Raw genomic sequence first — 26,920 nt, 5'->3', positions numbered from 1 at the left:
CCATGGAATGGGAATGCCAATTTGAAGAAAGGGCTTGACGATACTATGACAACTCGCGTGGGCATCAACGGGTTCGGGCGCATCGGCAGGCAGGCGCTCCGCGCTATTATGGAACGCCATGCCGACACGCTAGAGGTCGTCGTCGTCAACGACAGGACCGACTTCGAGACCAACGCGCACCTGTTCAAGTACGACTCCACATACGGGATATATCCATCTGATGTGCAGGCGCTCGACGGATCGATTGTCATAGGCGACATGTCTATACAGGCATTCTCCGAAGCCGACCCCGCCGACCTGCGCTGGGGCGACGCTGGTGTGGACATCGTTATCGAGTGCACCGGCGTATTCACGGACGCGGACAACTCCGCGAAGCACCTGGCGTCCGGCGCGAAGAAGGTCATTATATCGGCGCCGGCGAGCAATGACGACATCACCCTTGTTTTGGGCGTCAACGAGCGCCGCTACGATCCGGACAAGCACAACATCGTGTCCAACGCATCCTGCACCACGAACTGCATCGCGCCGATGGCGAAGACGCTGAACGACAATTTCGGCGTGCAGCAAGGGCTGATGACGACCATCCACGCATACACGAACGACCAGCGCCTGCTGGACGGCGGACACTCGGATTTGAGGCGCGCGCGTGCCGGTGCGGTCAACATCATCCCCACATCGACCGGCGCGGCGAGGGCTGTCGGCGTCGTGCTGCCCGAACTCGACGGCAAGCTGAACGGCATGGCGATGCGCGTACCCACGCCCACCGGCTCGGTCACGGACTTCGTCGCCACGCTGGAACGGCCCGCGTCCGCGGACGAAGTAAACGCCGCATTCCAAGCCGCCGCCGCAAGCGAACTAAACGGCATCCTGGAATACAGCGAAGCGCCGCTAGTCAGCAGCGACATCATCAGGAACCCGCACAGCTGCGTCCTGGATGCGCTCTCCACGATGACCGTCGGCGAGAACATGGTCAAGGTAGTCGGCTGGTACGACAACGAATGGGGCTACAGCTGCCGCACCGCTGACCTCGCCGCATATATTGCAAGCAGGGGACTATAAATAAGAGTTTGCAGTTTTCAGCGAACAGTTATCAGTGTAGTTGTGGATGATGGATACACCTTTTGAATTGCCCAAGATGACGCCTTGCGTGTTCTGCGAACTGATAGCGGGGCGGTTTGACAAGGGGCTTGTGGAAGAGACCGAATTGACGCTCACAATCGTCAACATACGGCAGTATGAAGTGGGGCAAGTATTTGTCATTCCGCGCAGACACGCGCCGACTATACTTGACCTGACCGACGATGAACTGCATGCGATAATGCGTGCCGTGCGTAGAGTGTCCGTCGCGATGGTCAAGACATACTCGCCGGACGGCATTACGCTGTACAATAACAACGGCGTCGCCAGCATGCAGGAAGTCCCGCACTTCCACATGCATGTCGTGCCGCGCCGCAAGAGCAGTCTTTGGGGCGACGGTCCCTTGCACCTCGCCGCGCTTGAACGACGGTCGGCTGATATACTGGACAAGGTGCAGATTGATATTAAGCGAGAGCGCGAAATCGCTGAAGAGATAAGGGCGCAACTATGAGCGATGTACAGCAAGTGAAAGAGCGCATCCAACTCGTGCGCGACCTGTCAAACGAGATGGCAGCGTATCTGCACACTCTGCCCGACAATATCTGGCGCGACCCGGATGTGTATGCCAGCGCCTGTCCCGGTTGGAAGATTGCCGATGTCATCACGCACCTCATCCTTGGCGCGAATGTGTTCGGGTTGAGCATTACGAACGCTGTGAGGGGCAGCGTGGAGCCGCCGATGGGCTGGAATCCTCCATCAAGCCCGGAGCAGGGACTCGATCGGCTGGTGGACACGCGCAACGCCATCCACGAAGACCTGTTTTACGACTTCAACGCCAGCTGCAAGCGGTTCAACACGCTGCTGCTAGACCTCGACGAATCGTCTTATGCGCTGCCCACTTGGCATCCGTATTTCGTCATCAGCGTGGACAGGCTCATCGACATTCGCGCATCCGAGCTTGCGATACACTCGTGGGACATCCGCTACCCGATCGACCGCAATGCCAATCTCAGCGCGCGCGCCAAGACGTTCTTGCTGGAGTTCGTGCGGCGCTGGCTGCGCACGGGCTTTCAGGCAAGCGCTCCGCTAGACACGCCGATACGCTACCGCTTCGACTTGACGGACGCTGAGGGTGGTTACGACATCACCATCACCGGCGACCGCTTCCGCCATACGCCACTAGACGACGACTCGCCTGCCGATGTTACCTTCACCTGCGACACCGACACCTACATCCTGTTCTGCTACAGCCGTCTGCAACTGCGCCGCTCCGTCAGACGCGGCAGAATAGCCCTATCCGGCGACGAAACCCTAGCCGCCCAATTCGCAGACCGATTTCAAGGCGTGTAATTAACATCGATGTACAGGCTGGCTGTAATGTACAAGCTGGTTGTACAGGATTACTCCCTGCTATTCCGCTCCATCCCGGTCGCACACACATCGACGAGACAACAGCTCGCACACACGGGCGTCTTGCGGCACGCTTGCTTGCCGTGTTCCACGATGAGCGCATGATACTCCACGAACAGCGCAGTATCTTGTGGTAAATTGTTGGCGAACAGCGCGCGGTCGTGTGGCAGGTTGTCGGTGAACAGCCGCTGATGCGCGCCGTAAGACTGCGATTGAGGCGCGATTCCAAGCCGTTCAGTCAGCCGGCGCGAGTACGCGTCAACCACGAACACCGGCTTGTCCAGCGCATACAGCAGTATCGCGTCAGCAGTCTCTTCGCCGATGCCGCTGACGGCAAGCAGTTCGCGCCGTAATGTGTCGCAATCCGCCGCGCGCATCGCGTCTATGCTATCGCCGTAAGCGTCGCCGATGAACTTTACCAGTGCTTTCAACCGCCGTGCCTTGATGTTATAAAAACCGCTTGAATATATGAGCGCCGCGAGTTCTGCCGCGTCCATATCGCGAATCGCAGAAGGCGAGAGCGCGCCGGCGTCCTTCAACCGCGCGATAGCCAATTCCACATTCGCCCACGAAGTCGCCTGCGTCAGCACTGCTCCTACCATCACCTCAAACGGCGTGTCGGCAGGCCACCAGCGCTGCCCGCCGTAGCGCGCCAGCAGGCGCTCAAAGATTTCTTGTAGCCTTTCAGTCAAAAGTGATTCTTTCTCCACTATATACATCTATATGTACATCTATGTTCAGAATGGGCAGGATAGGATGCGTTGCCAATTAGCACAATCAGCAGCCTTCCCACACTTGTCGCGCCACTGCCGCGATATTAAACTGGTCGTGGGGCAATGGCAATCATATTGATACTTAGGAGCGAACTTGAGCGCATTCACCGACAAACTACATAGCGCAGCGAGCACGAATCGCAGTCTAGTGTGCGTGGGCTTGGATGTCGATCCCGCGCTGATGCCGCCCGCGCTGGCAAGAAATAGCGATATGCGGGCGTTCAACCGCGCCATCGTGGACGCGACGAAGGACCTGGTCTGCGCGTACAAGCCTAACATCGCCTTCTACGAGGCGCTCGGCATCGAAGGCTTGCAATTGCTGCACGACACGATAGCGCACATCCGCGAGACCGCGCCGGATGTCGTGCTGCTCTGCGATGCCAAGCGCGGCGACATTGGTTCGACCAGCGTCAAGTACGCCGGGGCGATGTTCGATTACTGGGGCTTCGACGCCGTTACCGTGAACGGATATATGGGTGGAGAATCGCTCGCACCATTCTTGGACTACGCGGACAAGGGCGTTTTTGTCTTGTGCCGCACATCAAATCAGGGCGCGCGCGAGTTCCAGGATATTATTGTGTCCGTCAATGCAGACAGTTCAGAAAGCGACGTCGCACCAGCCTACGGTCAAGAAATGCCGCTCTACGAGTGGGTTGCCGCGCGCGCATCCGAATGGAACGCCAACGGCAATATCGGTTTGGTCTTAGGTGCCACATCCCCGGATCAGATTGGCGTAATCAGACGACGCTGCCCCGGAATGCCGATACTCATACCCGGCATCGGAGCGCAAGGCGGCGAACTCGAAGCGTCCGTGAAGAACGGCATAGACCGCGATAACGGCGGCCGCAGCGTACCGCCCAACATCCTGATAAACTCCGCGCGCGGCATAATCTACGCCGACCGCAGCTCCGGCGAATTCGCGGACGGCGCGCGCACTGCGGCAATGCGCCTGCGAGACGCCATCAACGATGTTCTCGCAAACGAGGGCGTATCGTGGTAACGCAGTACGAAATTGGAGATTATGTGCGCCTGAAAAAGCGGCATCCCTGCGGCGAATTCGACTGGCGCGTAGTCCGCGTCGGCGCAGACATCGGAATCTCCTGCACAGGCTGCGCTCGCCGCGTAACCCTGCCGCGCTCATCGCTAGAACGCCGCATGCGCGGGCAGCCGTTCAAGGATGCGGCGCCTCCCCGGTAACGGCGCGACCAGAAATTCGAGTGTGTCGATATTTCCTGCTCGCGCTGAGATTTCATCGGCGGATGCGAAGAATGCCTTCCCTATGAACGGCATGAACTGCGCACAAGCAACTCGCAGTTACCCCGTTCATGCGTTGACACTCATTTGCCTTGTGCTTACAATATGCTGACAATCGGAAATTAACCACTGGAGGGGACGATCTGATGCTGGAATTGGTCATCGACGGCATCCGCGTGAGCCTAATGAACCAGCAGCGGGTTGTCATTCTTCGAGTGAAGGACACGGACAAATACCTGCCCATCTGGATTGGCCCCAGCGAAGCGGACGCGATCGCGCTGAAGTTGCAGAATGTAACCGTGCCTCGACCGCTGACCCACGATCTGCTGTTCGATGTCATCACATCGCTGAACGCGCAGGTTGACCGCATCGTCGTCTCCGACCTCACCGACGACACCTTCTTCGCCAAAATCGTGCTGCAAGTCAATGGCTCCGTGATGGAAGTAGATTCCCGTCCAAGCGACGCCCTAGCCCTAGCAGTGCGCACCGACTCTCCCATATTCGCGGAAACTGCCGTCGTGGATAAAGCGGCAATCATCCTCGACGCTGAGACCGGCAAAGCGGTACACGCCTCCGAGCACGAACTCGATGCGCCGCGCCCGGTGACCGAAGAAGAGCGCGCTAAACTATCCGCCTTTGAAGACTTCATCGGCTCGCTGGATATCGATCTGGATCAAGGTGACGCGCCAACACAGAATAGGTAACCCTGCGCCTACCAATGTGATGAACAATATGACCTCGCTAGAAATATAGCGAGGTCATTTGCATTCAGTCGTAGTGATGGCGCATAGTGGTAGCAAAGTACGGTGCTATTGCTGCTCCAGAGTCCTTTCTCCCATAGCGGGACGGGACTTTGCTGGTAGGCATTTATTTTGTAAGGCCACTTTCGTCCGGGCGCTAATCTGTGCGAGCGGGGCAGGGGACTAGCGCAAGCGCCACACGCCAACGTGTAAAGACGATCTCACAAACGCAATTTATACCTGTCATTTCGAGCAAAGCGAGAAATCTGAATTCGGAAACAGTTTTGCATACAACGATCCCTGCTTTCGCAGGGACATGCTTCAGGTTCCTCACTGCGTTCGGAATGACAAAGACAGCGCGGAATAGCAACATTAAGGATTTGTGAAATCGTCTCGTGTAACAATAAATTTACATTCTCAAAATGATTGTGATATACTACACAAGCCATTGAAGGAGGCGCGATTGAACGCCGAAAGATTGGCGCTGCTGCTTCAACTTCTGGGCATCGGTTGGTATGTGGCAATCTGTATCGCAGGCGGAACATACGGCGGCTATTTGCTTGATAAATGGCTGGAATTGAGACCTTTGTTCACTCTGTTGGGGCTTGGTTTAGGCATTGCGGTTGCGGCGGTAGGAATGATGCGGATGCTCTTGGCGGTCTTTTCCGCCGAACGGGACGAATAGGGCTGTCTTTCCGGATAAGCCCGACGGCTGACACTGAAAAGGATATTGTAGAGCGTGCTTAGCAATCCTAAGACTCTGGCAATACTTATAATCGCAGTAATCGCATTTGTAGTCAGTCTTTTAGGCGGTGCTCTTGGCAGCGCGTTCGGATTCGGCTTCCTCAGCGCGCCGCTGGCTCATATTCAGCTCCCCGCAGAACCCGTTCTCGCCGGCTACATCCTGCCCGGCTGGAAACTCATGAATACGATGATTGCCGCTTGGCTTGCGATCGTGATTCTGATTGTTATCTCCTTCCTCGCAACCCGTCGCATGCAAGAAGTGCCGACCGGATTGCAGAACCTCGTAGAAGTCTTCATCGAATTCTTCCTTGGCATGTGCGAACGAATCGCAGGTGCCGAACGCGCGCGCCGCTTCTTCCCGCTCGTGATGACAATTTTCCTGTTCATCATGGTTGCCAACTGGACAGGCATCCTGCCCGGCTTCGGCACAATCGGCAGGATAGAGTCGCCGGAAGAGTACATACACCACGTCGAAGATAAGTTGCCCGAAGGCGAGCAAGTTAACCTGCACGACATCCACCTGCAAGTGTTTGAGGGTGATGGCGGCTTCGGCTACTTGGGCTTTGGCTCGCTGGGGAACGACATCACCGCCCACGAGTACGAGGAAACCCACAGCGCCGGCGAGGGTAAGCAAGCGGGCATTCTAGTGCCGTTCCTGCGCAGCGCGAACACCGATGTGAACATGACACTCGCTATCGCGTTGATTTCCATGGTCACGATTCACATATGGGGCTTGTCCGCGCTCGGCTTCGGCCATGTGGGCAAGTTCATCAACTTCAAAGAAGGACCCGTCGGTCTATTCGTCGGCATACTCGAAGCCATCGGCGAAGTCGCCAAGATAATCAGCTTCACCTTCCGTCTGTTCGGCAACATGTTCGCAGGTGAGGTGCTGCTGTTCGCAATGGCGTTCCTGTTCCCGCTCATCGGGATCGTGCCGTTCCTCGGTCTGGAGCTGTTCGTCGGCGCGATACAGGCGTTCATCTTCGCAATGCTCACGCTGGTATTTGCGGTGATGGCAACCACGGCGCATGGCGGCGAGCATCACTAAACTACATCACCACATTGTTATTGTTGCATCACGACAACATCTATCTCATTCAGTCGAAAATGCGTAGGACCTGAAAAGTACAGGGTACGCAGAAATCAATACGAAGGAGAAGTGAAACATGGAAGATATGGCAAGCTTGGGAGCGGGTCTGGCTATCGGTCTGGGCGCTCTCGGGCCCGGTATCGGCATCGGCATGCTCGCCGCTAAGGCGATGGAGTCGCTCGGGCGCAACCCGGACGCCGCGGGCCCCATCCAGCAGAACATGATTCTCGCCATCGCGTTCACCGAGGCTATCGCGATTTACGCGCTGGTCGTGGCGATCATCATTAAGTTCGTCTAACCACACAACTGTAGCAAACAAACAGCGCTGCCTTCCCCTACGGCTACGGTGATAATCGCGCTACGGCGGTAAGCCGATAGCAGGTAATCCCATAGGGTATTGGGGGAAGGGAGCGGCAATGAAGGCATTCAGAAGATAGGGGAGAAGGCATGGAAGCCTTGGGTATCAACCTGCCGGGCTTGTTAACGCATATTATCAGCTTTCTGGTATTGCTCATAGTATTGCGGCTGACGCTGTACAAGCCCATCGTGAACATGCTCGACCAGCGTTCGCATCGCATTCGGGAAAGCCTCGAAGCTGCAGAGCGCGCGCAGCAAGAGTCCGCCGCGTCGCAAGAAGAAGTGGCAGCGCAGCTCGAAGCTGCCCGCGCCGAAGGTCAGCAGCTCATCGCGTCCGCGCGTGAGGTTGCCGACCGCTTCCGCGAGGAAGAGACCGCGAAGGTTAGGCAGGATATCGAAGCGGAGCGCAGCCGCGCTGAAGCCAATATCCAGCGCGAGCGAGACGCCGCCATCGAACAGCTCCGCAGCGAATTCGCAGGCTTGGCGATAACCGCCGCCGAGCAAGTTGTTGAACGCTCGCTCGACGAACAGGCGCACCAAGACATCATCGACCGCGTTCTGGAAGAGAGCGGCTCCCGTATAAATAGCAACTGAAGCGCAGTGGTGTAACTAGGTTGCGACAGGCACATCGAAACGGCTGCCAGCGTTTGGCGGCATCCATGAATTGAAGCGAGAAGGGTCAAATGGCAAGAGGAGCATCCGCGCGCAGGTACGCTCAAGCGGTCTTCGCGATAGCGCTGGATCAGGGCGAGCCTGATAGATGGCTCGACGACCTGGCATTGCTCACAGACGCGATGGCAAACGAAGAGTTCGCCGCCTTCCTGGACGCGCCGCAGTTCACATTGCAGCAGAAGACCGACCTGATTGCGGAGTCCATTGGCGATTCCGTAGGCGAGCTCGCGCGCAATCTCATATCGTTGCTCGCATCGCGCAATTCGGCTAGGCTCCTGCCGGGCATTACCGAGTCGTATCAGCAGATGCTTGACGAACACAACGGCGTCGAACGCGCCGAAATCGTGTCCGCCGTGCCGCTGGACGACGAACAGCAGCAGCGCATCGTGCAGATGCTCACGGGCATCGTAGGCAAGGACATTACGGCGACAACAAGGGTCGAGCCGTACCTGCTCGGAGGTTTCGTAGCGCGTGTCGGCGACAAAGTAATCGACGGCAGCACTAGAATGAAACTGGACGAACTGCGGCGCGAACTGGTGCAAGGCGCCTAGTCCATTAGGACGCATATAGGATCGCGCATTTAGGGCGCAGAGAAAAACTACAAGCGACATGCCCTTGGGAGCGTCGCTTCGGACGGAGGAGCTGCATGGCAGTTAGAGGACAAGACATTGCTTCGGTAATAAGGCGCCAGATTGAAGAGTTCGGGCGCGACCTGAGTATGGTTGATGTCGGCACGGTCGTTGAGGTTGGCGACGGCATTGCGCAGGTTCACGGCTTGTCCGGCGTCGCCTACAGCGAACTGCTGGAGTTCGAGGGCGGCATCATGGGCATGGCGCTGAACCTCGAAGAAGACAGCGTGGGTTCCGTGATTATGGGCGATCCACTTGCCGTCAAAGAGGGCAGCGAGGTCAGGAGCACCGGCCGCGTGGTCGTCGTCCCCACGGGCGATGACCTTGTCGGTCGTGTCGTGGACGCGCTGGGCCAGCCCATCGACGGCAAGGGCCCCATCAACACAAGCAGCACGCGCGAAGTTGAAGTAGTCGCGCCGAATGTGGCTATCCGCAGCTCGGTGGACACGCCGGTGCAGACGGGCATCAAGGCTATCGACGCGATGATCCCGGTCGGACGCGGGCAGCGTGAGCTAATCATCGGTGACCGCTCTACCGGCAAATCCGCCATCGCGCTTGATTCCATCATCAACCAGCGCGGCGGCGACCTTATCTGCATCTATGTCGCCATCGGGCAGAAGGTCGGCAAGGTGGCGCAGACTGTCGCGCTACTCGAGCAATACGGCGCGATGGACCACACCATCGTCGTCGCCGCGAACGCATCCGACCCCGCGCCAATGCAGTATCTCGCGCCATACGCGGGCTGCGCGATGGCTGAAGAGTTCATGTGGCAGGGCAAGGACGCGCTCATAATATACGACGACCTGTCCAAGCACGCCTGGGCGTATCGCCAGATGTCGCTGCTGCTTCGCCGCCCGCCGGGCCGCGAAGCATACCCGGGCGATGTCTTCTACCTGCACAGCCGGCTGCTAGAGCGCGCCGCGAAGCTCGACGAGGCAAACGGCGGCGGTTCCATCACCGCGCTGCCCATCATCGAGACGCTCGCCGGCGACGTGTCCGCGTATGTGCCAACTAATGTTATCTCCATCACGGACGGGCAGATATACCTTGAGCCTGAGCTGTTCAACTCCGGCATCCGCCCCGCCGTGAATGCCGGTCTCTCGGTGTCACGCGTGGGCAGCGCCGCACAAACTCGCGCAATCCGCGGAGTCGCGGGCAGCCTGCGGCTAGACCTCGCGCAGTACGCAGAGTTGCAGACATTCGCGCAGTTCGGCACCGCAGACCTTGACGCTGCAACACGACAGCAGCTCGAACGCGGCCAGCGCGCCACCGAAATCCTAAAGCAGGACCAGAACGCCCCAATTTCGATGGAACAGCAGGCGGCAATCCTGTACGCGCTCGCGAACGGCTATCTGGACGATGTTGAAATCGAAAAGGTTCGGGCGTTCGAGGCGGCCTTCGCAAGCTACTTCGCTTCCAACCAGCCCGACCTTCTCGCCGGCATAGCGGAGGCAAAGGACATTGGAGGCGACAGCGAAGAGGCTCTGAAGGCGGCGATTGACGACTTCAAGGCGAATGTGCCGTATTAGGTTTTCAGTAATCAGTAAACGATATGTGGTCTCGGCGATGACGATATGGGAGTATCTAGTTGTATCTCTTGGACAGAAGCGGGGAGGCACGTTGACGCCGGAAGAGGAGCAAAACGAACTTAACTCGTTGGGCAGTCAAGGCTGGGAACTTGTTAATGTTTCCCAAAGAATTTCAGGCATGAGAGGTCAGTACATCAGGGCTTACTTTAAGCGTCCAAAGCAGACCTAGAATCATTCTCATTCATACGCTGAACACCTGAGACAGGATCAAATATGGCAAGCGTAAGACAGATTAGGCGGCGCATTCGCAGCGTCGAGAATACGGCGAAAATCACGAAGGCGATGTCCATGATCGCGGCTTCCAAGATGCGCCGCACGCAGGAATCCGCCCTTCGTGGAAGGCCGTATTCCGATCTGATGCAGACGCTCTTGGCGCACCTCGCCGCGCAGACTCAGGACGACGAAGAGCATCACCCGCTGCTGGTGGAACGACCGCGCCGCAATGTCGGGCTGGTCGTCATATCGCCGGACAGGGGCTTGACCGGCGGCTTGAACTCCAATATCAACCGCGCCGCAGGGCAGTTCGTCGTCGATCAGGAAGGCGCAGGCGTCAAAGTGATCGCGCTCGGCAAGAAGGGCAGGGACTTTATGGTGCGGACGGGACAGGATGTCCAGGCCGTCTTCACCGATATTCCCGACCGACCGGGCTTGGATGTCGTAACGCCGGTCGCGCGCATGGTCATCGACTCGTTCACGAACGAAGATGTTGACGCCGTGTTCGTCGCATACGCCAACTTTGTGAACACGACGCTACAGCGTCCGACGGTAGCGCAGCTTCTGCCCGTAGTACCCGCCGAGCTCGAAGCGACACAGGCGGTCGGCTATATATACGAGCCGGACGAGCGCCCCGTGCTGGACGCGCTGCTGCCCCGCTATGTGGAAATGCAGCTCTACCACTATCTGCTCGAAGGCATCGCCAGCGAGCAGTCCGCGCGCATGGTCGCGATGCGAAACGCCACCGACAACGCCAATGAGATGGTGGGCGACCTTACGCTCGTGATGAACAAGGCGCGGCAGGAAACGATAACGAAGGAACTGCTGGACATCGTTGGCGGTGTCGCGGCGGTCGAACAATAGGGTAGTTGTCAGTTAGCAATAGTCGGTTGTCAGTGATTTAGATACTGCAAAGGTATTTTTATTACTGGACTTCCACTTTTTCGGATTCTCCACTTCAACTAAAAACTGATAACTAAAAACTGATAACTCTTTTACGGAGGAACCATGGCAACGGGAAAGGTAACCCAGGTCATCGGCACCGTGGTGGACGTTGAGTTTCCATCGGAAGAAATGCCGGCAATCTACAACGCGCTTGAGACCAGCATCGGCAATGAACGGCTGGTGCTGGAAGTTGAGCAGCACATAGGCAATAACTGGGTGCGCTGCCTCGCGCTCGGCGCGACAGAAGGGCTTGTGCGCGGCGTCGATGCCGTTGACACCGGCCAAGCCGTCTCCGTTCCCGTGGGCGACCCCACGCTCGGAAGGCTGTTCAACGCGCTCGGCGAGACTCTGGACGACCTAGAGGAAGTCGAAAGCGGCGACACCTGGCCCATCCACCGCAAGCCCCCTACCTTCGAGGATCAGGCGACGCAGGTCGAGATTCTGGAGACCGGCATCAAGGTTATGGACCTGATTACGCCCTTCACAAAGGGCGGTAAGGTCGGCGCATACGGTGGTGCGGGCGTCGGCAAGACGGTCATCATTCAGGAGCTCATCCGCAACATCAGCGAGGAGCACGAGGGCGTATCCGTATTCGCCGGCGTGGGCGAGCGCTCGCGTGAGGGTAATGACCTCTGGCGCGAAATGCAAGAATCCGGCGTGCTCGCCAACACGGTGCTCGTGTTCGGGCAGATGAACGAGCCGCCCGGAATTCGCGCGCGCGTCGGGCTGACAGGCCTGACGATGGCTGAGTACTTCAAGGAAGAACGCGGACAGGACGTGCTGCTTTTCGTGGACAACATCTACCGCTACATTCTCGCGGGCATGGAAGTCTCCGCGCTGCTCGGCAGAATGCCGTCCGCAGTGGGTTACCAGCCCACGCTCGGCACCGAGATGGGCGACCTTGAAGAGCGCATCACATCCTCGCTGAACGGCTCCATCACGTCGTTCCAGGCAATCTATGTGCCGGCGGACGACTACACCGACCCCGGAATCGTAACGACATTCGGACACCTAGACGCAGTTGTCGCGCTCGAACGCGCACTTGCGGCGCAGGGCTTGTACCCCGCCGTTGACCCGCTAACATCGTTCTCGCGCATCCTGGAGCCTGCGGTAGTCGGGCAGGAACATTACGATGTTGCGCGCGGCGTGCAGCAGGTGCTACAGCGCTACGCGGACTTGCAGGATATCATCGCAATTCTCGGTATCGAGGAACTCTCCGACGAGGACCGCCAGACTGTGGCGAGAGCGCGCAAGATTCAGCGTTTCCTCACGCAGCCCTTCTTCGTTGCGGAAGTGTTCACCGGCGCGCCGGGCCGCTTCGTGCCGATACGCGAGACGGTGCGCGGCTTCCGCGAGATTCTCGACGGACAGCACGACGACCTGCCGGAGCAGGCATTCTACATGGTCGGCACAATCGACGAAGCCGTGGAGCGCGCCGAACAAATGGCAGCAGTCAGCTAGACGAACCGCGTTAGTACAATTGCGTTGGCACAATGGCGACACAACTTGGGAGTGGCTGAATGGCTACTATGCGACTGGAAATAGTAACCGCCGAGCGGCGAGTGTATTCCGAAGATGTGGATATGCTAGTCGCGCCTGGCATCGACGGGCAATTGGGCATCTTGCCGAACCACGCGCCATTGCTGACGGCATTGCAGCCCGGTGAAATCCGCGTGGACAAAGACGGCGAAGAGTCGTACATGGCAGTAAGCGGAGGCTTCCTAGAGGTGCTCGCCAACCGTGTGACGATCCTCGCCGATACCGCTGAGCGCGCGGAAGAGATAGACATCGAGCGCGCCGAAGCCGCAGTTCGCCGAGCACAAGAACGCATTGCCGGCCGCGCCTCCGACCGGGACATGCAGCGCGCCGTAATGTCGCTGCGACGCTCGCAAGCCAGGCTTATAGCCGCCCGCCGCCGCCGTCCACGCCGAGGTGTGGGCGCGCCGCCGCCGTCGCAGCCTTCTTAAAGCGGCGCTTGTTAATTCCGGACTGAAAAAGAGTGATGAGGCAGAATCAATCTCCCATCACTCTTTTTCTATTCGGCGATAGATACATAATCAATGCATGACTACTATCAACACGCCTGATGACTTGCTGCTTATTCTGCGTGAAGATGCGGCTTTTAGCGCGACAATGCGGCGCGAACTGCTCACCGTCGAACTGCTGGAAGTGCCGCAGAGCGTCACGGCGTTGGTCGGACATGCCAACGCGACCAACGTGCGACTAGACCGTATGGACCAGACCATCGCGGCAATCGTTGAGCAGACCAACGCTATCGATAGGCGGCTTGACGTCGTGGAAAGAGACATCAACGGACTAGGCGAGTCCTTCAGGCGAGAAGTTCGCGCCCAATCCAGCTTCCGCGGCAACTACGCTCAAAGCGCCGCATCCGCATCCGACATCGAGATTGCCCATCTGTTCGCGTACAGGCATGGCTTGGAAGACATAAAGACTAGACATATATCCGGAAACAATCTGGAGGCGTGGCTTAGAGAGAACAGAGACTTGGTGAAGTCTCTGAACATTAGGAAAAGAGCCACAAGAACCTTCCTGTGCCCGGATATTATCGCGTCAGTTGAAAATTTGTACACTGCCGAAGACGAGACACCGGTGTACTACATCGTCGTCGAAGCCTCTTATACCGGAGACACGGAGGATGTTGACAGGGCTACTGACCATGCCAAGATTGTCCGATCGGTTACCGGGCTGGATGCCTATCCGGTAGTGGCGGCAGTTATGCCGGATGACGAGATGGAGCAGGCAACGCGGAGCAGGCTATATGACGAGCTAGAACAGTTCGTGGATGCCCGCGACGAGAACGGCGCATACTGGCATCGGCTCTACTCTGCAGACTTGAAGCCGCCCGAACCACGCTAACTCAAGCGGACACGACTTCACTCCATATCGCGCAAATAGAATGTCATCGATTGCAGCGATAGGACGGGATCGATGTTGCGCACTACTATGTTCATCGGGACTTTGGCGGCGACGGGCGCGTAGTTCAAGATGCCCTTGATGTTGTTCTCTATCAGCACATCTATGACGTTCTGCGCTTGCTGTGCGGGCACCGCGACGATGCCGATAGTGACGTGCTTGTCGATGACGGTATCGCTTAATTCAGACATCGGCTGCACATTGAACTCGCCGATAGTATTGCCAACCTGCGCGCGATCGCCATCGAACGCCGCCACGATGCGGAAGTTTTCGCGGTAGAAGCCGGGATAGTTGATGATCGCCCTGCCGAGCCGTCCCACGCCGACAAGACATGCGCGCCATTCGCGATCTAGCCCTAGTATCTCCTGCAGCTCGTTCAGCAGGAAGCGAACATCGTAGCCTCTGCCCTGCTTGCCGAACCGTCCGAAGTAGCTCAGGTCCTTGCGAATCTGTGCGGGCGTCATCTGCAGCAAGCTGCCGAGTTGCTGCGAACTCACCACATCAATCGACTCCGACAAGAGCTGTGATAACGCCCTAACATACAGAGGCAGCCTCAGAACGACTACCTCAGGCACCTCGACAGAGTCCATCGACATCCGAATCCTTACCCCCGCTGACTACACACTCAGAACTTTGTGGCAAATCGCACAAAGTATCTGCGTATTCTATTATTAAGGCATTATTTCGTCAAACACGACAGAACTCAAACTGCCAAGGCGAAACCCGTATCCTGTCCATCCATGTTCCCCGCCGCGCCGTTGCCCTATTGTTGACATACAGGGGATAGGTTGTTACAGTTGCTCTAATATGCTGCATTGCGCTTTCGACAACATCTGCGCCTGTATGAACGACCGCTAGGGGTTGGCAGGCATGCTTTGCCGAAGTCGATAAGACGCCCCGCTTAATTTAATCAAGCGGGGCTTTCTGTTTGCTGCATTATTCCCGCCCAGTTAATACATCCGACACCCACGCACACGCGGAAGGAGAGCGTTACGCAATGACCCAGACGGAATGGAAGCCTCGTGCCAAGAGCATCATCGAGATTCTTCCTGAAGAGATTGCCGATTTTGAGACACAGGTGGCTCGCTTCCGAGCGGGTGAATGGTCGGAGACCGATTTTATGGCATTCCGGCTGCGGCAGGGCGTTTATGGCCAGCGCCAGCCGGACGCGCAGATGTTCCGCATCAAGTGCCCGTTCGGTGGCGTCAACGCCGACCAGCTTGACGCGCTAGGCGAGGTCTCGGAGAAGTACGCGCCGCTGAAGAAGGGGCATGTTACCACGCGCGAGAACTTCCAGTTCCACCACATCAATCTCGATCACGGCGCCGAAATTATGCGGCTCATCGGCGATGTCGGGCTGAGCACGCGCGAGGCGTGCGGAAACACCGTGCGCAATGTTACCGGCTGCGCGGTCGCTGGCGTGTGCGCCAACGAGCCGTTCGATGTCACGCCATACGCCGCGGCGTACGCGCGATATTTCGTGCGGCATCCTTTCAGCCAGTCCCTGCCGCGCAAGATAAAGAGCGCGTTCTCCGGCTGCGACAGCGACTGCGCCATCACGCCCATCCACGATATCGGCTTCCTCCCGCGCGTTCAGGACGGGAAGAAGGGCTTCAAGATGGTCGTGGGTGGCGGCACATCCATTATGCCGCGTATCGCGCCGACGCTGTTTGAGTTCGTACCGGTCGAAGAATACCTGAAGATGACCGAGGCGGTGCTGCGCATATTCCACCGCACCAACGAACTGCGCCGCAACCGCATGAAGGCGCGCATCAAGTTCTACATCGCGCGTGTCGGTATCGACGAATTCCGCAAGGAAGTCGAAGAGGAAATCAAGCAGTCGTGGGCGCAGCGATCGTTCGACCCCGCCGACCTGATGTTCGTCGAGGACGAAGAGCAGGATGCCCCGGCGCTCGACGGCGATTTCGCCGCATTCGGAGACGACCCTGAATTCGGCCGCTGGCTGGAGACGAATGTCCAAGACCAGCGTCAGGACGGATACAAGGCGGTAACTGTCCGACTGCCGCTCGGCGATATAAACGCGCGGCAATTCCACCAGCTCGCCGATATGTCGCGCAAGTACGCCGGCGGTCGTGCGCGCATCACGCACCAGCAGAACCTGACATTCCGCTGGGTACCGGAAAACGCGCTCTACGAAGTCTGGCAGCGACTCAGCGACATCGGTTTCGGCGGATCAGGCGCACACGAAATCACCGACATCGTGTCCTGCCCCGGCACCGATAGCTGCAAGCTGGGCATCACGGCATCGATGGGTCTCGGCAGGGCGTTATCCGACGCGGTCGAAGATGTCGATAAGTCCGACCCGCTGGTGCGCGAGATGCATGTGAAGATGAGCGGCTGCCCCAACGGCTGCGGTCAACACCACATCGCGGACATCGGATTCCACGGCGCGGCGGCGCGAGGCCCGGGCGGACAGGTGCCTGCTTACGAACTCTTCCTCGGCGGCAGCTACTCGCAGGACGACCCGCGATTCGGTCAGCGCATCAAGGCGAAGATCCCCGCCAAGCGCGCGCCGGAAGCGTTGAAGAAAATCGTCGCCGACTACCAGAGCAGCCACGACGACGGCGAGTTGTTCAAGGACTACGTGCTGCGTCAAGGCACAGGCTACTTCGAGGAGATGATGGGCGAGTTCAAGGAGCTGCCCGACCTCAACCGCGAAACGCTAGAACAGTACATCGACTGGGACAAGACAGTCAAGTACGTCCTAGAACGCGGCGAAGGCGAGTGCGCCGTCTAGCGAGAACTAACATCGATACACAGGATGGATAGGATATAAAGCAGGGGCAGGCTTCAAGCCTGCCCCTGTTTCGTCTGTGCAAGATGGGAGTTACCGCTCTTGCGGCGGTAAAATGGGGAAATCACCGCTTACGGCGAAACCTGCTCCACCACGACCCGCCGCCATCTTCATCCCCATCGTCATCGTCGATATATCGTCCGCGCCACATCTTGCGCTCGCCGCGCGACTTGGACGGCCGCAGGAAAATCATCCCATAAGCGACGATGAAGATGATGAGGCCGGCCCAAGCAAGCAGCCCGACCATACCCGGTATGAACGGCCGCAGCAGTACAGCCGCGAGAATTATGCCAAGCGCGCCCAGCATAATCTTGCCCGGCGACACGCCCCAAGCCTTGCTGTTCAGCGCCTGCCGCGTGTACTGCCACACCATCCCTCGCAGACTGCGGTTTGCGCCACCCGAAGGCAGCGGCGCTTCCGATTCCGCCTTCCGCAGGATATCCTCGATTTCCTTCTGATACTGGTCAGGCATACCCGTTCCCCCGAATACGCTTATAACCCGTAGCCTATCTATCCTCAAATCCTAAACAACTGCTGAATGCGTGTCAACAGCAATATTCGTTAACATCGCCATTCTTGGCTGACAGTCCTGACCAACTGACTAACTGACCGACTTACCTAAAAGTGCGCAAATCGTGAACTTTCTTCAGTGTTTTCTAGCGCACAATCCACGTGCTATAATCTTAATCAGTATCGCAATTGTTTTATAGGAGATTCTGGTGCGTATTACTCAAGGGGAAATAGTCGATCTACAGACCGTGCTGCATATCGAACTGGAAGACGAAGAAGTTCGTCCATACATCGATATCGGCTACCAGAAAGTAAAGCCGCTCATCTCCTATCCCGGATTCCGTAAGGGGCGTGTGCCGCGCCATATCGCGCTGCAGATGCTGGGACGCGAGACGCTGCTGAACGAAGTGCTCGACACCATGCTGCCCGAGGTTACAGGCAGGGCGATCGACGAACAGCAGATTCAACCCGGTGGCATGCCCGAAATGGAGGTGTTAAACCTAGACCCCGTTACCTTCACCGCGACCGTGCCGCTCCGCCCTGAAGTAGAACTCGGCGATTACAAGGACATCCGAGTGGAAGTCGAACAGACGGAAGTTGGCGAAGAACAGATCGAGGAACGGCTGGAACGGCTGCGCGGCAGCGTGGCGTCATGGGAACCCGTAGAGCGTCCTGTCGCGATGGGCGACATGGTGACGATGACCGCCACCGGCACTGTCGAAGGCGACACCATACTCGATGAGACCGATACGGTGTACCTGCTGGTAGAAGACGCCGACCGCCCGTTCCCCGGCTTCGCTGAAGCGCTCGTCGGCGCCGAGATTGACACGCCAAGCGAGTTCGATCTGACGGTCGCGGACGATTTTCCCGTCGATGAGGTTGCGGGACAGCAGGTGCAAGTGTCGGTTACCGTCAGCGACATCAAAGAGCGCATAATGCCGGAACTCGACGATGAATTCGCGAAGAGCATCGGCGAGGGCTACGATTCGCTCGAAGCGCTGCGAGAGCAGGTTGTCGAAGAACTCAACGCTGAGTCCGAAAACGCCGCAGCCGAAGAACTGAGAGAGTCCGCAATCGACAGCTTGATTGAAGGCGCGACCGCGACCATCGCGCCGGTGATTATTCAGCACGAAGTCAATTACATGCTGAACGAGCAGGCGCAGACGCTCGCCCGCATCAACATCCGCATGGACGACTATATGCGCTCCATCGGCAGTACGGAGGCGGAACTGCGCGAGCAAATGCGCGAACAAGCGGAAATGCGAATTAAGCGCGCCGCCGCACTTGAAAGGCTGGGCGAAGCGGAAGGCATCGACGTTGAGGACGACGAGGTGGACGAGCGCATTCAGACCATCATTGATGTAAACCGCGAACAGAATCCGGACGCGCCCGAAACTCCAGAAATTACTGACGACATGCGAGCCAACATCCGCCGCATGATGCACTCGCAAAAGGTGATGGAGCGTCTCGTAGAAATCGCCAAGGGCGAAGCGATCGATACCGACCAGTCTGCTGCAACTGCCGAAGCGGGCGAACCCGCCGAATCCGACGCCGACGACAACGACGATGCGGAACCAACCGCAGAACAGGACGAGTCCACGAGCGGCTAGACCCGTTCGCCCATAACAAATGCTTAACAAACGCATAACCGGCGACATCGGACCGCCGGAGACGATTACATCTGTCACACCGTTATCACACCTGAAATCACCAATATACCTGACCGGGGGAATGACCCCTACGCTTCAAGGAGATATACCGATGCTGTTTAGGCCCGAAGATTTAAGCGCGAGTGAATTGCTGCAGGGCGGTGGGCCTGAGAATGTCATTCCTATGGTCGTGGAGTCTGGCCCACGCGGCGAGCGCGCCTACGACATCTACTCGATGCTGCTGAAAGAGCGCATCGTGTATCTGGGAACACCCATCAACGACCAAGTGGCGAACGCCATCATCGCGCAGCTGCTGTTCCTAGACAGGGAAGACCCGGAGCGCGATGTCAGCCTGTACATCAACTCGCCGGGCGGCGTCATATACGCCGGTCTCGCGATATACGACACTATGAACCTCATTCGCCCCGATGTCTCCACCATCTGCGTTGGCTTGGCGGCGAGCATGGGAACCGTTCTGCTAACCGCAGGAGCCAAGGGAAAGCGTTTCGCGCTGCCGGATTCGACCATCCATATGCACCAGGCGATGGGCGGCGCGCAAGGACAGGCGAGCGATGTGGAAATCGCCGCGCGCGAGATCCTGCGCCTGCAGGATAAGATTCGCACCATCCTGTCCAATACCACAGGGCAGTCCTACGACCAAATCGCGCAGGACACCGACCGCGACCACTACATGAGCGCGGACCAGGCTCAAGAATACGGGCTGATAGACGAAGTTCTAGCGTCATCCAGCGGCGCATAACCATCGCGCCCGATGATCCGATAATCCTCCGTAATGTCGTCAATTTGGTGTCAATAGTGTCATGGCGTCGGCCGTCTTAATCTACCGCCGGCGTCGCAACCCAGATAGTTTTCCGGAGCTTCCGCATTATGACTAGCAGGACCGATTACCGTTGCTCCTTCTGCGACAAGGCGCAGGCGCAGGTTAAGCGCCTAATCGCAGGTCCCGACCGGGTGTTCATCTGCGACGAGTGCGTGCTGCTCTGCGATCAGATTATCGCCGAAGACGGTCCCGCGCAGCCCACCGTCATTGCGAATCCGATGGCGACTGGCCTAAACCCGAAGCTTATCTACGAAAGCCTCGAAGAATATGTCGTAGGGCAGGACCTCGCCAAGAAAATCCTGAGCGTCGCCGTCTATAACCACTACAAGCGCATCAGCTCCGCGCAGACACAGTCCGAAGTGGAAATACAGAAGGCGAACATACTGATGCTAGGGCCGTCCGGCTCCGGCAAAACACACATCGCGCAGACACTCGCGCGCATATTGCAGGTGCCGTTCGCCATCGCGGACGCAACATCACTCACCGAGGCGGGCTATGTCGGCGAGGATGTGGAGAATATCCTGTTGCGTCTAATTCAGGCGGCGGATTACGATGTGGCGCGCGCCGAGCAAGGCATTATCTACATCGACGAAATAGACAAGATAGCGCGCAAGAGCGTCAACCCGTCGATCACGCGTGATGTGTCCGGCGAGGGTGTGCAGCAGGCGCTACTGAAGATTATCGAAGGCTGCGAGGCGAATGTGCCGCCGCAGGGCGGTCGTAAGCATCCGCACCAGGACTTCCTGAAAATCAAGACCGACAATGTGCTGTTCATGTGCGGCGGTGCGTTCGAGGGCATGGAAGAAATCATCAACCGGCGCGTGTTCAAGAGCAAGCATTCCATCGGCTTCACCGGCTCGGCAAGCTGGAGCGCGGAGACCGAAGAGAATGTGCTGCACCATGTCAACTCTGACGACCTGATGGAATATGGCTTCATCCCCGAGTTCGTGGGACGCCTGCCCGTCATCGCCACGCTGGACACGCTGGACGAGGCAGCGCTAATCAAGGTGCTAAGCGAGCCGAAGAACGCGCTTGTGCGTCAATACCAGTCGCTCTTTGACATGGATGACGTTGAGCTAATCTTCACACACGACGCGCTCGCCGCAGCCGCAGAGCAGGCGCTGCAGCACAAGACTGGTGCGCGCGGCTTGCGCACCATCCTAGAGAACACGCTGCTTGATGTGATGTACGAACTGCCCAGTATGAAGGACGTCCGCCGCTGCACGGTGGACGCCGACGCTATCTGGGGCAACGCCCCCGTAACACTAATCCTGAAAAACGGCGAAATAGTTCAGATGCCCACCCCACCGCTAATGCTAGAAAAGAAGTCGGCATAGCGCGCTTCATACCCGCCATCACTACAATCACCTAAAGGCCTTCTCTCATCAATAAGGGAAGGCTTTTTGCTTTGCGCTACGCTCAAACGCAGAGACGAATCTAACGGGGTGTACAGGATGGTTAGGATGAGTCCACTACCCAAACACAAAAAAACGCTCTTAAGACGCCGCTCAAAAGTATTGTAAAAGTATAATTTTCCGTTTAACATTTGTCGCACCTAGCATACTTGACCGCGAGGCGATGCCCCGATGCGACGACTCTACAAGACGCCCACGCCCGGCGCGCTTGACAAGCCACTCGACGATTTCGTTGGCACGCACCTCGCGCCTTCGTCCAGCCGAGTGCCACCGATCCACCGTGAAATCACAACCTGCTATGCGTACATGTGCCCCTACGCATACGGTTGCACCGAGAAGACGCGCCGTCCGGCACAAGTGCTGATGCGCCGTTGCATGCGCTACAAGCCCGAAGACTTGCGGATTCGCGCCGGCGTATCGGAATACGCGCTCGACCTGCTCGCCAAGCGCCGCAAGTCCGGCGACGGTCTCGCCGCCGAGACGACAGCCATCCTCGACGAACTCCGCCCAAACGGTCCCTTACGCAAGACTGCGTAAAGCGATCAAGACTCACTCATGAACGACGACTCCAGGGTAGTCTGCCACACGCCCACGCCCGGCAAAAAGCCAACGCGCATCCACAAGTGGAAGTACGACCTGCTGCGCGGCATCATCTTAGACATCCTAGACAGCAGCGCGGACGGCGTGGAGTTCCGCAGCCTGCCATCCTTCGTTGACGCGTGCTTGAATCCTGAACAGCGCGCAAATCTCGGCTCAGTCGGCTGGTACACCACCACCGTCAAGCTAGACATGGAAGTGCAAGGCGACATTGAGCGCATCCCCAATGCCAGCCCGCAACGCCTGCGCCTAGTCGATCGGTCGCGCCAGCCCGGCGCAAATGCTGAATCGCGTAGTCCTTAATGGCAGTTGCGCGGCGATAGCGTCTGCGTCCGCTGTGGTGATGAGCGTTTGGTGATACTGTGCTGCCAGTCCGAGCACTTGCTCTCGCCGTACCGCGTCCAGTTCGGATAACACATCGTCCAGCAGCAGAACAGGTTCCTGCCCGCGCTTTGATTTCAGGTATGCGCCTTCCGCCAGTTTCAGCGCGAGAACCGCGGTGCGCGACTGCCCACGCGATGCGAATCCTGCGGCGTCCAGTCCGTCGAGCGCCAGCGCAATATCGTCCCGATGTGGCCCGGTTACCGTGATGCCCCGCGCGAGTTCCTGCCGCTGCCGTTCCGCCAATTGCGCGCGCAATGCGTCCGCTATGGCGCTCGCCGATTCCGAGTCAGGCGGCAGCCCGACATTCGGCTGATATTCGACAGTCAGCCGTTCGCTGCCGCCGCTCAGATTTGCATATATCGGCATCGCGCCGTCGGACAGCGCATTCACCGTGTCAATGCGCTGCGCCATTATGCGGCTGCCTTCTGCAACCAACTGGTCATCCCAGAATGCAAGCTCGCCGACTTGGGATGCGCCTTCGCGAATCTGTTTCAGCAGGGAATTGCGCTGCCGCACAACGCGCTCGTATCGCTGAACCGTGCGCAGATACTCGTTGTCGATTTGCGAAATGAGAATGTTCAGGTATCGCCGCCGCACGCTTGGCGAGCCGTACACCAGATCAAGGTCGTCCGCGCTGAACATCACCGCGTTTAGATGTCCAATCAGCGCAGACGCCCGGCGCGGCGCTCCGTTCACGCGGAAGTATTTCTGTGTAGATAGCGCAGGCTGCGTTGCAGATGCGCTCGCGCCCGACATGGTGCTGCGAAAGTTGATCTGCAAGTTCACCACATCGTCCTGCCGCTGCACATTGGCGGCGACCTGCGTGTAGAACTCGCTTGCGCCATTGGTGCGCCGAATCAACTCGCCGTCGGTGGAAGCGCGAGGCGAGCGTGCCACCGCCAGCATATATTGCGACTCGATTAGGTTGCTCTTGCCCGCGCCATTCTCGCCCTGAAACAGGGTCATTCCCGGCTGCAGGTCAAGCTCCAGCCGCTCATAGTTGCGAAAGTTCGTCAGGCTTATGTGCGAGATATAGATGTCGTGCCTCGCCGCGCTGAGATTATAGGCTGATATAGGTTTCGTTGGATTTTATCATAGCCTTAAACGGCGACTTCGCTGATCGACGATAGTTAGGCTTTGTGGACATTTCGACGATGGCTCTAATTTCCTTGTCATTTCGAGCGAAAGCGAGAAATCTGAAGTCTAAAGTAGGCTGTTATGCGACGATTTTAGATTCCTCACTACGTTTCGGAATGACATGATGAGCGTATCTGGGCAAATGTCCACAGAACCTAGTCGCAGGGGTAGCAATCTGGGCGTTTAGTCGTTGTGTCTTGTCTCATTCCTAACCTTCTCCCATAAGGGCCGACAGGGAAGAGGTATGTATTGGCTTGCTAAATTGTCTCACAACACAGCGCAGGCTAGAAACCGCCGCAAGAATGTTGATAGAATTGGGGGAAGGTCGCTGGGAGAGGGCAAGATGCAGACTGGCATAGATGAATCCACAATAAACCTATCGGAACTTGGCGAACTTGTTCTGCAAGGCGAGGACGCAACGCGCGTATTCCCCGGCTGTGAGTGCGCCCCATGAACTACCTCGCGCTTGCGGGTGGCGTGGGCGGCGCTAAGTTGGCGCTCGGGCTGTCCAGGGTTTTGCCGCCTTCCGACCTTACCGTCGTGGTCAATACGGGCGATGACGAGGAGTTTCACGGCCTTTACGTGTCGCCCGATGTGGACACAGTGATGTACACACTCGCCGGCTTGTCCAACCCGGAGACGGGCTGGGGCATCACAGGCGAGACGTTCAATGCGCTGGAACGGCTGAACGCTTATGGCGCGGACAGCTGGTTCAACCTCGGCGACAAAGACCTCGCGACCCATATCCGCCGGACACACCTGCTGCGACAAGGCGAGCCGCTCTCCGCTGTTACGGACTCGCTGCGAAGGGCGCTCGGCGTGGCGCATCCTATTGTCCCGATGAGCGACGACCCCGTGCGCACGATGCTGACGACCACCATCGGCGAACTTCCAATGCAGACTTGGTTCGTAAAGCACCGCTGTGAACCTGTCGTCAGCAGCATCCGATTCGCAGGCGCAGAACAGGCGCAGCCGTCGCTGTCGTTCACGCAGGCATTGCGAGACTGCGATGCTCTGGTGTTCTGCCCCTCAAACCCGTTCGTCAGCGTCGCGCCCATACTTGCGGTGCCCGGCGTGCGCGACGCCATCGAGTGCTTTGACGGCGTGCGCGTCGCGGTCAGCCCCATTGTCGGCGGGCAGGCGATCAAGGGCCCCGCCGCCAAAATGATGGGCGAACTTGGCATCGAATCGTCCTGCGTCGGCGTGGCAAAGCAGTATCGCGGGCTGTGCGATATATTCGTGCTTGATGATGTGGACGCCGACCGCGCGCCGGACATAGAGGCGCTCGGGATGCGTGCCGCTGTGACGAACACGATGATGATCTCCGACGACGACAAGGTGCGTCTCGCCGAATACATCTGCGGGCTTGCCGCATGACCGCGCGAGGCATTGTCGCAGTTGTCCCTATGAAGCCGCTGAGCCAGTCCAAGACGCGCTTGGCAGGCGTGCTGTCGCAGACTGAACGCGCCGAATTGAGCCTCGCCATGTTCAGCAGAGTCGTCGTGGCGGCACATCAGGCGCTCGGCGAAGTATGGGTTATCGGCGGCGACGATGCTGTGCGTCAGGGTGCAGAATGCGCCGGTGCCGTATGGCACGAAGACCCTGCCGACAACCTGAACGACTCGCTGACATTCGCGCTGCAGAACGCTTGTGACGAAGGATTGCCCGCGCTCTATCTGCCCGCGGATTTGCCGTTCATCACTGCCGCCGACATCTACAAAATTGTGCAAGCGTCCGGCGGCGGCGAAACCCTCGTGTTCTCGCCGGCGCAACAGGACGGCGGCACAAACGCAATGCTGATACCGCAATGCCTGTCGTTCCCCGCGCTGCTCGGCAAAGATAGCTTCGTAAAGCACAAGCGGCAGGCGTCGTCGCTCGGAATCCAATATGCTGTATGCTTGAGCGACGGCTTGGGCTTGGATTTGGATACGCCCGAAGACCTTGCCCTGTGTGATCGACTTCAGCCGGGCTTCCTGTCGAAAATGATGCAGGCGAAGGCACTCTCAACCCCAACAAGCGACGAGAAAGACTTATGAATTTGAAACTCGGCATACTTCTCCCAACGCGCGGTCTGGTGATGGGCAGCGACGAGCCGCCAAGCATCGAGCCGCTGCTGGCGATGGCGGAATCGGCGGAACAGGCGGGCTTGGATTCAGTCTGGGTCGGCGACAGCCTCACCGCAAAGCCGCGCCTCGAACCGCTGACCACGCTCTCGGCGATTGCGATGCGCACGCGAAGAGTGCGGCTCGGCACGGCGGTGATGCTGCCCGCGCTGCGCCACCCCGTATCGCTCGCGCAAATGGCAGCGACCGTTGACACCGTGTCCGGCGGACGGCTGATTCTCGGCGCAGGCGTCGGCGGCGCGTTCAACGACGCACAGCAGCGGGAATGGCTCAATGTCGGCGTGAAGCCGTCAAGGCGCGCAAGCAGGTTCGAGGAAGTGCTGGAAATCACTAATCGCCTGACAAGCGGCGAGGGCGTCACATTCGCAGGCAAGCACTTTGCTCTCGATGATGTCAGCGTGCGTCCACGCGCGCTGCAGCCCGATGGTGTGCCGTTCCTGGTGGCGTGCCATTGGCGGGCGGGACGAGAGCGGCAGTTCCAGCGAGCCGCAAAACTGGGCGCGGGCTTCATGTCCATCTCCGATTATCCGGACGAATACGCCCGCGTGGTGGACCGGGTGCGCGGCTACACGGCAGAGTACGGCGGCGACCCTGGCGCGCCTGAGGCGACATACTACATGACTGTGAATCTGCGCGAAGACGAAGCCGCCGCCGGCGAGGAAGCCGACACATTCTTGCACCAGTACTATGGTGCGAACATCTGGGGCGACCGATGGGGGCCGTTCGGCAATCCGCGGCGAGTCGCCGAGCGCATTTCGCAGTACGGCGAAGCCGGCGCTCAAACGGTCATAGTGCGCTTTGCATCCTTTGAGCAAGAGCGCCAACTCGACACATTCCTAAGCGAGATTGTCCCACAGTTTGGCTAAGGCAGGTGCGCACCGCGATTCACGAAAGAACGCCACACTGCATTGATAACACAGGAGACGCCGCTATGACAACCGCTATGACAACGCAGACGGTTACCAGACCGGTTAGCCAGGCGACACCGAAAAGCCCGGCAACAGAAGAAGGCATCGCTCCCC

30 protein-coding genes are annotated in these 26,920 nt (G+C 58.3%); 26 read left to right on the top strand and 4 right to left on the bottom strand.

All coding sequences use genetic code 11. From position 1 onward, the window contains the following. The first annotated feature begins 45 nt into the window (after positions 1 to 45). The 3 genes from gap to F4X57_14960 are packed head-to-tail and all read left to right on the top strand — an operon-like array spanning position 46 to position 2,427. A complete protein-coding gene (gap, locus tag F4X57_14970; GenBank protein ID MYC08447.1) occupies positions 46 to 1,059 on the top strand; it encodes a type I glyceraldehyde-3-phosphate dehydrogenase in 1,014 nt (337 codons plus the stop codon). A gap of 46 nt (positions 1,060 to 1,105) precedes the next feature. Beyond that, positions 1,106 to 1,588, top strand: a complete 483-nt coding sequence (locus tag F4X57_14965) for an HIT domain-containing protein (protein MYC08446.1) — start codon at positions 1,106 to 1,108, stop codon at positions 1,586 to 1,588. Continuing rightward, positions 1,585 to 2,427, top strand: a complete 843-nt coding sequence (locus F4X57_14960; protein MYC08445.1) for a maleylpyruvate isomerase family mycothiol-dependent enzyme — start codon at positions 1,585 to 1,587, stop codon at positions 2,425 to 2,427. Before F4X57_14965 ends, F4X57_14960 begins: the two co-directional genes overlap by 4 nt. A 50-nt stretch (positions 2,428 to 2,477) precedes the next feature. Here the strand turns inward: F4X57_14960 and F4X57_14955 are convergent, their stop codons facing one another. Next, positions 2,478 to 3,197 (bottom strand): endonuclease, encoded by a 720-nt coding sequence (locus tag F4X57_14955; GenBank protein ID MYC08444.1) that lies wholly within the window; start codon positions 3,195 to 3,197, stop codon positions 2,478 to 2,480. Between the two features lie 157 nt (positions 3,198 to 3,354). On the opposite strand from F4X57_14955, the gene pyrF reads away from it, so the two are divergent. The 14 genes from pyrF to F4X57_14885 all read left to right on the top strand — a co-directional run bounded on the left by pyrF (position 3,355) and on the right by F4X57_14885 (position 14,370). Then, entirely contained in the window at positions 3,355 to 4,260 is a 906-nt protein-coding gene (gene pyrF / locus F4X57_14950) for an orotidine-5'-phosphate decarboxylase (protein ID MYC08443.1), read from the top strand. Next, positions 4,254 to 4,457 (top strand): DUF951 domain-containing protein, encoded by a 204-nt coding sequence (locus F4X57_14945; GenBank protein ID MYC08442.1) that lies wholly within the window; start codon positions 4,254 to 4,256, stop codon positions 4,455 to 4,457. Before pyrF ends, F4X57_14945 begins: the two co-directional genes overlap by 7 nt. A 203-nt stretch (positions 4,458 to 4,660) precedes the next feature. Further along, entirely contained in the window at positions 4,661 to 5,218 is a 558-nt protein-coding gene (locus F4X57_14940; protein ID MYC08441.1) for a bifunctional nuclease family protein, read from the top strand. Between the two features lie 418 nt (positions 5,219 to 5,636). Then, a complete protein-coding gene (locus tag F4X57_14935) occupies positions 5,637 to 5,939 on the top strand; it encodes an AtpZ/AtpI family protein (GenBank protein MYC08440.1) in 303 nt (100 codons plus the stop codon). 54 nt (positions 5,940 to 5,993) lie between these two features. Beyond that, positions 5,994 to 7,046 (top strand): F0F1 ATP synthase subunit A, encoded by a 1,053-nt coding sequence (gene atpB, locus F4X57_14930; GenBank protein ID MYC08439.1) that lies wholly within the window; start codon positions 5,994 to 5,996, stop codon positions 7,044 to 7,046. A gap of 118 nt (positions 7,047 to 7,164) precedes the next feature. Next, complete coding sequence (gene atpE, locus F4X57_14925) at positions 7,165 to 7,386, top strand: ATP synthase F0 subunit C (protein MYC08438.1); 222 nt, start codon at positions 7,165 to 7,167, stop codon at positions 7,384 to 7,386. Between the two features lie 149 nt (positions 7,387 to 7,535). Continuing rightward, on the top strand, positions 7,536 to 8,039 hold the full coding sequence (gene atpF / locus F4X57_14920) for a F0F1 ATP synthase subunit B (protein ID MYC08437.1): 504 nt from the start codon (positions 7,536 to 7,538) through the stop codon (positions 8,037 to 8,039). Between the two features lie 89 nt (positions 8,040 to 8,128). Then, positions 8,129 to 8,668, top strand: a complete 540-nt coding sequence (locus F4X57_14915; GenBank protein ID MYC08436.1) for a F0F1 ATP synthase subunit delta — start codon at positions 8,129 to 8,131, stop codon at positions 8,666 to 8,668. Positions 8,669 to 8,763: 95 nt separating this feature from the next. Beyond that, positions 8,764 to 10,275: a F0F1 ATP synthase subunit alpha gene (locus F4X57_14910; protein ID MYC08435.1), complete on the top strand. Its 1,512-nt coding sequence runs from the start codon at positions 8,764 to 8,766 to the stop codon at positions 10,273 to 10,275. Beyond that, the gene (locus F4X57_14905) at positions 10,244 to 10,504 is read left to right on the top strand and encodes a DUF4177 domain-containing protein (GenBank protein MYC08434.1); all 261 of its coding nucleotides are present in this window, start codon (positions 10,244 to 10,246) and stop codon (positions 10,502 to 10,504) included. The genes F4X57_14910 and F4X57_14905 overlap by 32 nt, the downstream gene beginning before the upstream one ends. A gap of 44 nt (positions 10,505 to 10,548) precedes the next feature. After that, on the top strand, positions 10,549 to 11,412 hold the full coding sequence (gene atpG / locus F4X57_14900; protein MYC08433.1) for an ATP synthase F1 subunit gamma: 864 nt from the start codon (positions 10,549 to 10,551) through the stop codon (positions 11,410 to 11,412). A gap of 144 nt (positions 11,413 to 11,556) precedes the next feature. After that, entirely contained in the window at positions 11,557 to 12,954 is a 1,398-nt protein-coding gene (gene atpD, locus F4X57_14895) for a F0F1 ATP synthase subunit beta (GenBank protein ID MYC08432.1), read from the top strand. Between the two features lie 59 nt (positions 12,955 to 13,013). Further along, positions 13,014 to 13,460 (top strand): F0F1 ATP synthase subunit epsilon, encoded by a 447-nt coding sequence (locus tag F4X57_14890; GenBank protein ID MYC08431.1) that lies wholly within the window; start codon positions 13,014 to 13,016, stop codon positions 13,458 to 13,460. Between the two features lie 97 nt (positions 13,461 to 13,557). After that, complete coding sequence (locus F4X57_14885; protein MYC08430.1) at positions 13,558 to 14,370, top strand: hypothetical protein; 813 nt, start codon at positions 13,558 to 13,560, stop codon at positions 14,368 to 14,370. Positions 14,371 to 14,387: 17 nt separating this feature from the next. On the opposite strand, the gene F4X57_14880 is transcribed toward F4X57_14885, so the two are convergent. Further along, positions 14,388 to 15,017 (bottom strand): redox-sensing transcriptional repressor Rex, encoded by a 630-nt coding sequence (locus tag F4X57_14880; protein MYC08429.1) that lies wholly within the window; start codon positions 15,015 to 15,017, stop codon positions 14,388 to 14,390. Between the two features lie 407 nt (positions 15,018 to 15,424). Between F4X57_14880 and F4X57_14875 the strand changes: the two genes are divergently transcribed. Next, a complete protein-coding gene (locus tag F4X57_14875) occupies positions 15,425 to 17,185 on the top strand; it encodes a nitrite/sulfite reductase (protein ID MYC08428.1) in 1,761 nt (586 codons plus the stop codon). Positions 17,186 to 17,306: 121 nt separating this feature from the next. On the opposite strand, the gene F4X57_14870 is transcribed toward F4X57_14875, so the two are convergent. Next, on the bottom strand, positions 17,307 to 17,714 hold the full coding sequence (locus tag F4X57_14870; GenBank protein ID MYC08427.1) for a hypothetical protein: 408 nt from the start codon (positions 17,712 to 17,714) through the stop codon (positions 17,307 to 17,309). A 241-nt stretch (positions 17,715 to 17,955) separates the two neighbouring features. On the opposite strand from F4X57_14870, the gene tig reads away from it, so the two are divergent. From tig to F4X57_14845, 5 genes are all read left to right on the top strand, one after another. After that, positions 17,956 to 19,362, top strand: coding sequence for a trigger factor (gene tig / locus F4X57_14865; GenBank protein MYC08426.1), 1,407 nt, complete (start codon positions 17,956 to 17,958; stop codon positions 19,360 to 19,362). Between the two features lie 151 nt (positions 19,363 to 19,513). Beyond that, positions 19,514 to 20,161 (top strand): ATP-dependent Clp endopeptidase proteolytic subunit ClpP, encoded by a 648-nt coding sequence (gene clpP, locus F4X57_14860; GenBank protein MYC08425.1) that lies wholly within the window; start codon positions 19,514 to 19,516, stop codon positions 20,159 to 20,161. Positions 20,162 to 20,289: 128 nt separating this feature from the next. Further along, positions 20,290 to 21,579 carry an ATP-dependent Clp protease ATP-binding subunit ClpX gene (gene clpX / locus F4X57_14855; protein ID MYC08424.1) on the top strand — a complete coding sequence of 430 codons (1,290 nt, stop codon included), beginning with the start codon at positions 20,290 to 20,292 and terminating at the stop codon, positions 21,577 to 21,579. A 249-nt stretch (positions 21,580 to 21,828) separates the two neighbouring features. Then, on the top strand, positions 21,829 to 22,194 hold the full coding sequence (locus F4X57_14850) for a hypothetical protein (protein MYC08423.1): 366 nt from the start codon (positions 21,829 to 21,831) through the stop codon (positions 22,192 to 22,194). An 18-nt stretch (positions 22,195 to 22,212) separates the two neighbouring features. Further along, positions 22,213 to 22,557, top strand: coding sequence for a hypothetical protein (locus F4X57_14845; protein MYC08422.1), 345 nt, complete (start codon positions 22,213 to 22,215; stop codon positions 22,555 to 22,557). Here F4X57_14845 and recF read toward each other — a convergent pair. Continuing rightward, a complete protein-coding gene (gene recF / locus F4X57_14840) occupies positions 22,504 to 23,712 on the bottom strand; it encodes a DNA replication/repair protein RecF (GenBank protein MYC08421.1) in 1,209 nt (402 codons plus the stop codon). The genes F4X57_14845 and recF overlap by 54 nt on opposite strands. A gap of 513 nt (positions 23,713 to 24,225) precedes the next feature. On the opposite strand from recF, the gene F4X57_14835 reads away from it, so the two are divergent. The 3 genes from F4X57_14835 to F4X57_14825 are packed head-to-tail and all read left to right on the top strand — an operon-like array spanning position 24,226 to position 26,764. Next, a complete protein-coding gene (locus F4X57_14835) occupies positions 24,226 to 25,152 on the top strand; it encodes a 2-phospho-L-lactate transferase (protein ID MYC08420.1) in 927 nt (308 codons plus the stop codon). Next, positions 25,149 to 25,811 carry a 2-phospho-L-lactate guanylyltransferase gene (cofC, locus tag F4X57_14830; GenBank protein ID MYC08419.1) on the top strand — a complete coding sequence of 221 codons (663 nt, stop codon included), beginning with the start codon at positions 25,149 to 25,151 and terminating at the stop codon, positions 25,809 to 25,811. Before F4X57_14835 ends, cofC begins: the two co-directional genes overlap by 4 nt. Continuing rightward, the gene (locus F4X57_14825) at positions 25,808 to 26,764 is read left to right on the top strand and encodes an LLM class flavin-dependent oxidoreductase (protein MYC08418.1); all 957 of its coding nucleotides are present in this window, start codon (positions 25,808 to 25,810) and stop codon (positions 26,762 to 26,764) included. The genes cofC and F4X57_14825 overlap by 4 nt, the downstream gene beginning before the upstream one ends. Positions 26,765 to 26,920 lie beyond the last annotated feature (156 nt).

Source organism: Chloroflexota bacterium (assembly GCA_009840355.1).
Lineage (GTDB): Bacteria > Chloroflexota > Dehalococcoidia > Lucifugimonadales > JADFKI01 > Bin90.
Note: the sequence above shows the minus strand (reverse complement) of the source record. Positions and strands in the feature narration are given on the sequence as shown.

Coding starts and splice junctions, on each gene's coding strand:
- F4X57_14910 (MYC08435.1), top strand. CDS start 8,764: ATGGCAGTTAGAGGACAAGACATTGCTTCGGTAATAAGGCGCCAGATT.
- F4X57_14885 (MYC08430.1), top strand. CDS start 13,558: ATGACTACTATCAACACGCCTGATGACTTGCTGCTTATTCTGCGTGAA.
- clpP (MYC08425.1), top strand. CDS start 19,514: ATGCTGTTTAGGCCCGAAGATTTAAGCGCGAGTGAATTGCTGCAGGGC.
- cofC (MYC08419.1), top strand. CDS start 25,149: ATGACCGCGCGAGGCATTGTCGCAGTTGTCCCTATGAAGCCGCTGAGC.
- clpX (MYC08424.1), top strand. CDS start 20,290: ATGACTAGCAGGACCGATTACCGTTGCTCCTTCTGCGACAAGGCGCAG.
- gap (MYC08447.1), top strand. CDS start 46: ATGACAACTCGCGTGGGCATCAACGGGTTCGGGCGCATCGGCAGGCAG.
- F4X57_14870 (MYC08427.1), bottom strand. CDS start 17,714: ATGCCTGACCAGTATCAGAAGGAAATCGAGGATATCCTGCGGAAGGCG.
- F4X57_14880 (MYC08429.1), bottom strand. CDS start 15,017: ATGGACTCTGTCGAGGTGCCTGAGGTAGTCGTTCTGAGGCTGCCTCTG.
- F4X57_14875 (MYC08428.1), top strand. CDS start 15,425: ATGACCCAGACGGAATGGAAGCCTCGTGCCAAGAGCATCATCGAGATT.
- atpE (MYC08438.1), top strand. CDS start 7,165: ATGGAAGATATGGCAAGCTTGGGAGCGGGTCTGGCTATCGGTCTGGGC.
- F4X57_14825 (MYC08418.1), top strand. CDS start 25,808: ATGAATTTGAAACTCGGCATACTTCTCCCAACGCGCGGTCTGGTGATG.
- atpD (MYC08432.1), top strand. CDS start 11,557: ATGGCAACGGGAAAGGTAACCCAGGTCATCGGCACCGTGGTGGACGTT.
- F4X57_14940 (MYC08441.1), top strand. CDS start 4,661: ATGCTGGAATTGGTCATCGACGGCATCCGCGTGAGCCTAATGAACCAG.
- F4X57_14965 (MYC08446.1), top strand. CDS start 1,106: ATGATGGATACACCTTTTGAATTGCCCAAGATGACGCCTTGCGTGTTC.
- F4X57_14845 (MYC08422.1), top strand. CDS start 22,213: ATGAACGACGACTCCAGGGTAGTCTGCCACACGCCCACGCCCGGCAAA.
- F4X57_14960 (MYC08445.1), top strand. CDS start 1,585: ATGAGCGATGTACAGCAAGTGAAAGAGCGCATCCAACTCGTGCGCGAC.
- F4X57_14850 (MYC08423.1), top strand. CDS start 21,829: ATGCGACGACTCTACAAGACGCCCACGCCCGGCGCGCTTGACAAGCCA.
- F4X57_14890 (MYC08431.1), top strand. CDS start 13,014: ATGGCTACTATGCGACTGGAAATAGTAACCGCCGAGCGGCGAGTGTAT.
- atpG (MYC08433.1), top strand. CDS start 10,549: ATGGCAAGCGTAAGACAGATTAGGCGGCGCATTCGCAGCGTCGAGAAT.
- F4X57_14835 (MYC08420.1), top strand. CDS start 24,226: ATGAACTACCTCGCGCTTGCGGGTGGCGTGGGCGGCGCTAAGTTGGCG.
- F4X57_14915 (MYC08436.1), top strand. CDS start 8,129: ATGGCAAGAGGAGCATCCGCGCGCAGGTACGCTCAAGCGGTCTTCGCG.
- atpF (MYC08437.1), top strand. CDS start 7,536: ATGGAAGCCTTGGGTATCAACCTGCCGGGCTTGTTAACGCATATTATC.